General features: G+C 23.5%; 5 protein-coding genes. All 5 read right to left on the reverse strand.

Translation table 11 applies throughout. The features are described 5' to 3' along the window. Positions 1-456: S-adenosylmethionine:tRNA ribosyltransferase-isomerase (locus ACWYO2_RS04870; protein ID WP_455515369.1), on the reverse strand; the 456-nt coding region annotated here is incomplete at its 3' end. Continuing rightward, the gene (prmC, locus tag ACWYO2_RS04875; RefSeq protein WP_455515365.1) at positions 443-1,537 is read right to left on the reverse strand and encodes a peptide chain release factor N(5)-glutamine methyltransferase; all 1,095 of its coding nucleotides are present in this window, start codon (positions 1,535-1,537) and stop codon (positions 443-445) included. The genes ACWYO2_RS04870 and prmC, both read right to left, overlap by 14 nt. Before the next feature lies 1 nt (position 1,538). Next, positions 1,539-2,615: a peptide chain release factor 1 gene (prfA, locus tag ACWYO2_RS04880; RefSeq protein ID WP_455515366.1), complete on the reverse strand. Its 1,077-nt coding sequence runs from the start codon at positions 2,613-2,615 to the stop codon at positions 1,539-1,541. Between the two features lie 162 nt (positions 2,616-2,777). Then, positions 2,778-3,260: a septal ring lytic transglycosylase RlpA family protein gene (locus ACWYO2_RS04885; protein WP_455515367.1), complete on the reverse strand. Its 483-nt coding sequence runs from the start codon at positions 3,258-3,260 to the stop codon at positions 2,778-2,780. A 77-nt stretch (positions 3,261-3,337) separates the two neighbouring features. Continuing rightward, a partial coding sequence (locus ACWYO2_RS04890) for a hypothetical protein (RefSeq protein WP_455515368.1) occupies positions 3,338-4,809 on the reverse strand: 1,472 nt, incomplete at its 5' end.

Genomic DNA, 4,809 nt, shown 5'->3' on the forward strand with positions numbered 1-4,809 from the left:
AATGTATGGTGGTAATGGCATTTCAGCTAGTTCATCAAGTATTTCTTCAAATACACCATCATACTTAAATTCTAAAACTCTATTACCATCTTCTTTTATTTCTAATAATTTAGCACTCAATTTATCTGAAAAAAATATTTCTCCACCTAATTTTAATCTTTTTGCTGGTTTCAATAAAACTTCCCATTTATTTAAATCAATTCTTTTTAAAAGAAAACATTCTATATTAACTCCATTTTCTTTACTACCAAAAAGTCTTGCAGGTATTACTTTTGTTCTATTTATAACTAAAACATCACCTTTTTTTAAATAATCTATAATATTATAAAAATGTTTATCATAATATTCACCTGTACTCTTATTTAAAACAAGTAATTTAGAATGATCTCTTGGTTCTATTGCATGTTGCGCAATACTTTCCTTAGGTAATTCAAAATCAAAATCACTTACTTTCATCATTCACCTCTCTCTTTACACCATATACAAATCTATTATTCCCCGTAAGATCTTTGCCTATTTTTACATTTTTAAACCCGTAAAACTCAAGTATTTCTTTAACTTTTTCACCTTGCTTAAATCCTACTTCAAATAATATATAACCACCATTTTTAATATACTCTTTTGCTTCTGATGATATTTTTTCATAAAAATATAGACCATCATTTTCAGCAAATAAAGCACTTTCAGGTTCATTTAATATAACATCTTCACCCATATACTCTATTTCATCGCGTGATATATATGGAGGATTTGATACAATTAAATCAAAATCTTTAAATAATACATTGCTAAATACATCCGAATACATAAATTTTACATTTTTAGAATTCAAAAGTTCACTATTTTTCTTCGCAATTTTCAATGCATTTTCAGAAATATCTACACCTAATATTTTTGATTCTTTATTTTCAAGCGATATAGTTATAGCTATCGCTCCACTCCCAGTCCCTATATCCAAAACTATAGGATTTTCTATGTCGGATATCAATTCTAGAGCTTTTTCTACAACACTTTCTGTATCTAATCTAGGTATTAAAACATTTTTATCTACATAAAAATTATAACCATAAAAATTTTGCTCATTAAAAATATATTGTATAGGTATTCTCTTTTCTACTATTTTTTTCAATATATTTTTTAACTCAATCTTAACATTTTCTTCTAATATATTATTATATTTTGAAAAAAGCATTGCCATATCAACATTTAATAATTTAGAAAATATGATATTACATAAAACATTACTTTCTGGGATATTTTTCTTATCTAAATATAGTTTAGATTTTTCATAATATTCTTTAACCGTATTTGGTTCACTTTTTTTTTCTTTAGTACCATCATATTTAATTATAGCTTCTCGTAAAATTTGTTTTTCATTATCAGTTAATAATCTTTCAAATTCAGTATATAATTCTATTCTATTTATATCAAGTACAGTACAAAATATCTTTTCAACTATAAATCTAGAATTATCTATACCTTTATTAGATAAATACTTTACTGACTTGTCTAAAATATCCAATAAAGTATCTTCCATATTAATTATCTCCTGAATGTTTTAACATTTCTGCCTGATTATATGCTATTAAGGCATCTATTATTTCATCAAGGGCTCCATCAAGTACAGCTTCTAATTTATGTAATGTTAATTTTATTCTATGATCTGTAACTCTTCCTTGTGGATAATTATATGTTCTAATTTTTTCAGATCTATCCCCTGTACCAACTTGACTTCTTCTTTCAGCTTCAACACTACTTCTTTGTTTTTCAACTTCCATTTCATATAATTTTGAAGCAAGAACCTTCATAGCTGCTTCTTTATTCTTTATTTGTGATCTTCCATCTTGTGAAGTAACAACTATACCTGTAGGCTTATGAGTAATTCTCACGGCCGAATCTGTTGTATTTACATGTTGTCCACCTGCTCCACTAGATCTATATGTATCTATTTGTAAATCAGAAGGATTTATTTCAACTTGTTCTACATCATCAATTTCTGGTAAAACAGCTACTGTTATAGTTGATGTATGAATTCTTCCTGATGCTTCAGTTTCAGGTACTCTTTGTACTCTATGAACTCCACTTTCATATTTCAATCTTGAATATGCGCCTTTACCACTTATTAAGAAAGTAATTTCTTTAAGACCACCATTTCCTAATTCATTCTTATCTATCATTTCTGTTTTCCAACGATTTCTTTCTGCATATCTTGTAAACATTCTAAAAATATCTGCAACAAATAATGCAGCTTCATCTCCACCAGCACCCGCTCTTAATTCAACTATAACATTTTTTTCATCATTTGGATCCTTAGGTAATAATAATATTTTTAATTCTTCTTCTAAAGATGGAATTTCTTCATTTAATGATGATATTTCCATATTTAACATTTCAAGCATTTCTTCATTTTTTTCTGTTTTTATTTCTTCTTTATATGTTTCTAATTCCTCTTTTTTATTCTTATAATCTAAATATTTCTCTACAATTTCACTCATAGAACTTAAAGTTTTATTATATTCCATTAATTTTTTAGGATCAGATAAAACCTCATTTGTCATCAACAACTTATTAATCTCATTGTATTTTTCTACAACTTCGTCTAATTTTTGAAACATCTTATCTCCTCTCATTATTTCTTTATCTATTACCATTTATTATAACATACTTATTATTTCTTTTCAAATTTAAAAAGTTCAGCCTAAGCTGAACTTAATAATAATTTTATACATAATATAAAATTAGATTTATAGTCATTTGAATTTATTTTTAATTAAAAATTATTTACCTAAAATTTCTAATTTTACTTTTGTTACACCTTTACTAATATTTTCAATTTCTCTAAATGCAGCTTTACTTAAATCAATTACCCTACCTTTAATAAAAGGTCCTCTATCATTAATTTTAACAATAACTGATTTACCATTACTTACATTTGTAACTCTTACCTTTGTTCCAAAAGGTAAACTTTTATGAGCAGCTGTCAACTGTTCTGTGTTAAATCTTTCTCCGCTAGCAGTAAATCTACCATTCCATTTTTCACCATAGAATGATGCACCTCCAGTTTGAAAAACTGAACCCTTTTTATCATCTGTCTTACTTTGTTTCTCGATGTTCTCCCCTGTTTCTTTTACTTCTCCTAAAAGTTCATTTACCAACTTTTCTTTAATTGAAGCATTTTCCAAATGACTACTACTACTTTTCACTTCAGCAAAACCTAATAATGGTAATGCTAGCAGAATCATAGTTAGTAATTTTTTCATCGTACCTCCATTTCTGACTTATAGAAATTCTATCACAAAATTCAATCACTGTCAAATTTTTGAAAATTCAAATTAAATTAAATTAATATTTCTGATGAATTAATATACATTTGATCATTTATTCTTTTTATTTGATAAAATTTAAGTTTATAACCGTCTGTATATATAAAAATTCTAATTTTTCCTTCAACAACTTCATTTATATAATTTTTTTCTATTCCAATATCAATCATATTTAAAAAATCATTTTCATCCATTTCAATATATTCTTTCAACAAATTCCATTTAATATTCTTAATATTTTTATCCATATATTCATATTCATATTCTAAAATAAAATCAATATATTCAGTTTCAGCAATTCTATCTATATAACCATATTTATTAATATTAGATTTCATAATTTCATATTTTTCCATTTTATAATTTAAAGAATATAGATTAAATGTATATTTAATATAATTTAAATTATATATAAATTTTATTTCTTCACGACTTTTTAACTCATCATATTTATATAAAAAATAAAATAAATCTTCTTTGTTATTATTTATATTATTATTGATATATCTACCCGGTACATATTCTTTTAGATAATCGTATACAACTTTAGTTTTTAATAATTCTCCCGATATTTTTATGTTTATAAATTTTTTAATAATATCAATAGTATCATAATTCTTAAAAAAATTATCTATATGTACTTTAAAAAGCTGTTTTACTATATGGTCTACACTTTCTCTTGTTATAAATTTTCCATTCAAAATATTAAAATCACCAAAATCATATAAATTTTCCAGATTTATAAATTGTTCATGTATATCATTTATATAAATTTCCCATACATAATTAGAAATATATTCAAATTTTCTATAATTTTGCATAGATTTTGAATAAAGAACCTTATCATAAATATATTCATTATACATTATTGGATATATATCTTCTAAACTTTTTAACTTATCTTCAAATTTTAACATATCCATATAAAATATTTCTTTTAAAGGATTTTCTAACACTAAAAATTTAATGACATATATCAAATATTTTTTTATATTTTTTATATTAAATAAATCAGATACATATTTTTTCTCTATATTAACATCAACTTCATACGAAACTTTACTATCTCTTACTCTATAATTCACATCTAAAATACTAAACTCACTATCATCTATATAAAATAAAGTATAATTATTATTTTTTTTATTTATATCAATATACTTAAGATTAGTACAAAAATATTTATCATACTGACATTTTAAAATTTTTTTAAAATTATAATTTGATATATATTCAATATCTTTTATTCTAATTAAATTATTTGCTTCAATTTTAGAAATGTAATTATTAACAAATAATTTAAAAATATCTTCTCCTTTTAATACAAATGTATTTGATTGTATATCAACACATTCTATTTCCTTATCAAAATTATTTAATACATACTCTAAATCTAAAACTTCATAATCTCTATATCTAAAACTATCATTAATCAAATACTCATTAACATCTTCACCATAAATTATGGAATCATTAAAATAATCTA

The sequence above is a fragment of the Pseudostreptobacillus sp. genome, assembly GCF_977040545.1.

Bases quoted from the DNA above. Each gene is read 5' to 3' on its own strand.
- prmC (WP_455515365.1), bottom strand. From the start codon at position 1,537: ATGGAAGATACTTTATTGGATATTTTAGACAAGTCAGTAAAGTATTTA.
- prfA (WP_455515366.1), bottom strand. From the start codon at position 2,615: ATGTTTCAAAAATTAGACGAAGTTGTAGAAAAATACAATGAGATTAAT.
- ACWYO2_RS04885 (WP_455515367.1), bottom strand. From the start codon at position 3,260: ATGAAAAAATTACTAACTATGATTCTGCTAGCATTACCATTATTAGGT.